3 protein-coding genes are annotated in these 2136 nt (G+C 64.5%); all 3 read left to right on the forward strand.

Translation table 11 applies throughout. From position 1 onward, the window contains the following. Nucleotides 1-801 (forward strand): hypothetical protein (locus tag HMPREF0178_RS12770; RefSeq protein ID WP_009368464.1); only part of this gene is annotated, 801 nt, incomplete at its 5' end. Next, nucleotides 798-1691, forward strand: coding sequence for a hypothetical protein (locus HMPREF0178_RS12775; protein ID WP_009368465.1), 894 nt, complete (start codon nucleotides 798-800; stop codon nucleotides 1689-1691). The genes HMPREF0178_RS12770 and HMPREF0178_RS12775, both read left to right, overlap by 4 nt. Beyond that, nucleotides 1691-2136: hypothetical protein (locus HMPREF0178_RS22055; protein ID WP_009368466.1), on the forward strand; the 446-nt coding region annotated here is incomplete at its 3' end. The genes HMPREF0178_RS12775 and HMPREF0178_RS22055, both read left to right, overlap by 1 nt.

A 2136-nucleotide genomic window follows, 5' to 3' on the forward strand; every position in this document is an offset into this window, starting at 1 on the left:
CAGCTTTCCGCCGCAAAGACGCTCAAGAGCACATGGGAAGGGCTGGACAAGAGCCTTGGCCAATCCCGCTACAACCTGTTCGCCGGGAGCGCCAACATTGACGCCGAGAACCGTCTTGGCACGGTACAGGCCGAATTCCGGCGGCTGTCCGGGCTTGCGCTTGGCGGTGACTCCGACGCGGCGGGTCAGCTTGCGGGCGTGGGCACTTCCCTGCTCGATCTGGTGAAGCAGACGGCGGGGACGGAAGAGGAATACCTCGACGCTTTCTGGGCGGTGAACGCACAGTTGAAGTCCGCGCAGGACGCGGCGGGCGCGCAGGTGTCCGCAGCCGACAAGCAGCTTGAAGCGTTGCAGGGCCAGCTTGATGTCCAGAACGCGGCGCTTGCGGAGTTGCAGGGCCAGAGCGCCACGCTTGAGGAGATCGAAAAGCAGATTGCGGATTTGAAGCCGCTCCTTGACGCCGCCGGGCAAAAGGCCGGGGTGAAGGCGTTCGCCCGGGGCGGGCTTGCCATGCCGGGCTGGTCCCTTGTGGGCGAGGAAGGGCCGGAGCTGGTGAATTTTTCGCAGCCGGGGCGCGTGTACACGGCGGCGGATACGGCGGCGCTGTTCCGCAGCGCGGCGCCCCGGGCGGCTGGCACCGATTCGGGAAGCGATGCGGAGGTCAAGGCGCTGCGGCGGGAGGTCTATCAGCTTCGCCGGGACATGCTCATTTCCATGTCCGAGATCGCCAGATTTTCCCGCCGCACGTCCGACATGGTTGAAGCGTGGGACGCCGAGGGGATGCCGGGGGTGCGGGCATGAAGCTCATAGAGCCGCAGGCTATCCGGTTGCTGTCCAGCACCGTGCCGGAGAACGACGCCCCGGCGTGGAGCGCGGGCACGGGGTATCAGATCGGGGATTCCGTCATCCATGAGCACAGGGTCTACAAGGCCGTGACCGCCAGCACGGGGAAACAGCCGGACCAACACTGCGAAGGGACGGACGCGGCATGGCGGCTCATGGGGCCGACGAACCGTTACGCCATGCTCGACCAGTACGTGTCCACGCAGACGGTCGCGGCTGAGGACGTCATGACGTTTGCGGTGACGTTCAACCGTTGCACGGCGTTTGCGCTCCTGAACTTCAAGGCCACCAGCATCCGGGCCGTGGTGAAGGACGGCGACGGCCTCGTCATGTACGACCGCACGGTGAATACGTTGAAGGACGTTGACGGCTACTGGAAATACTACTTCCTGCCCCTTGAGCGCATCGTGGATCAGGCCGTGACAAACATTCCCGTCTCTCCCGTGGCGACGCTTGAGGTCACGCTCACGCAGGAGGGAGGCCCGGCGCTCGGGCAGGTCATCGCGGGGCAGGCGTGGCCCATCGGCACGACGCAGTACAATACCCGGCTCGGCATCCGGGACTATTCCAGAAAGGATACCGACGAGTTCGGCAACACGCGGCTGGTCAAGCGGGCCAACGCCAAGCGCACGAGCCTGCTCTTGTACCTGCACCCGTCCCGGCTGGACAGCGTGCGGGAAATCCTCGCCCGGATGCACGGCCTTCCCGCGCTCTGGCTCGGGGACGACAACGAGGGGATCGGCTCCTACCAGTCGCTGACGGTCTGGGGCTGGCTTGAGGACTGGAGCGCAACCGTCATCGGGCCGAATGAAGTGAGCATGAACATTGACGTACAGGGGTTGAAGTAATGGCAGTAAAGCAGCTTCCCAAGATTTCGGATCTCCCGGAACCACCGGACAGACTTGTGGGCGATCAGGAACGGTTTGACGTGCTGACGTTCAACAGCCTGAAAGCGCAGAAGAAGATGGTCAACGAGGACCTGAACAAGGCGCTTATCCCCGCGCTGAACCAGTTCGCCGTGGACGTGAATGTCAGCGTCGACGCGGCAAAAGCCAGCGAAACCTCGGCTCTCGCGTCAAAGAACAGCGCGGCCTCGTCAGCGGCTACGGCAACGACGAAGGCCGGGGAAGCCGCCGCATCCGCTAAGGCTGCGAAGACGTCCGAGACGTCGGCCCTTGCTTCGAAGAATGCGGCATCCTCTTCCGCAACCGCTGCGGCCAACGCGCAGAAGGCGGCGGAAGCGGCCCGCGACGAGGCGCAGGACCTCGCCAATGTCGGGTATGCGTCGGAAAG

The sequence above is a fragment of the Bilophila sp. 4_1_30 genome, assembly GCF_000224655.1.
Taxonomy (GTDB): Bacteria; Desulfobacterota; Desulfovibrionia; order Desulfovibrionales; family Desulfovibrionaceae; genus Bilophila; species Bilophila wadsworthia.

Coding starts and splice junctions, on each gene's coding strand:
- HMPREF0178_RS12775 (WP_009368465.1), top strand. CDS start 798: ATGAAGCTCATAGAGCCGCAGGCTATCCGGTTGCTGTCCAGCACCGTG.